Annotated in this window: 1 pseudogene; it reads left to right on the top strand. The window is 68.0% G+C overall.

The features are described from left to right. Positions 1–690, top strand: a pseudogene (locus JCM19049_RS21635) (FAD-binding oxidoreductase); the annotation flags it as partial.

Raw genomic sequence — 690 nt, 5'->3', positions numbered from 1 at the left:
TGCAGCCCGGGGCCACCATCCGCCAGGTCAATGCGCGCCTGGCCCGCCACGGCTACAAGCTGGGCCCGGATCCGGCCAGCGAGGCGGCCTGCACGGTGGGCGGGGTGATTGCCAACAACTCCTCCGGCATGGCCTGCGGCACCGAGTTCAACACCTACCGCACCCTGGAGTCCATGGTCTTCGTGCTGCCCAGCGGGACCATGATCGATACCGCCGCCCCCGACGCGGATGCCAGTTTGCCGCCGCCGAACCGCACCTGGTGGCCACCCTGCAGCGCCTGCGTGAACGGGTGCGCGGCAACCGGGCCTCGGTGGCACTGATTGAAAAGCACTTCGGGCTGAAAAACACCATGGGTTACGGCATCAACGCCTTTTTGGACTTCGACTCGCCCGCGCAGCTGATGGCCCACCTGATCATCGGCTCCGAGGGCACCTTGGCGTTCGTGGCCGAGGCCGTGTTCCGCACCATCCCCATCCGCAAGCTTGCCGTGGCCACCCTGGCCGTCTTCGACAACCTTGACCAGGCCACCCGGGCGCTTCCCGAGCTGGTGGAGTCCGGGGCCGCAACCCTGGAGCTGATGGACAGCACCTCACTGCGGGTGGGGCAGGGCCTTCCCGGGGTGCCCGAGGCCATCCTCGGATTCGAGGTCAGCGACCAGGCCGCGCTGCTGGTCGAATACCATGCCGACAG

It is taken from the genome of Arthrobacter sp. JCM 19049, assembly GCF_001310435.1.
This window is presented reverse-complemented; position numbering and strand designations above follow the sequence as displayed.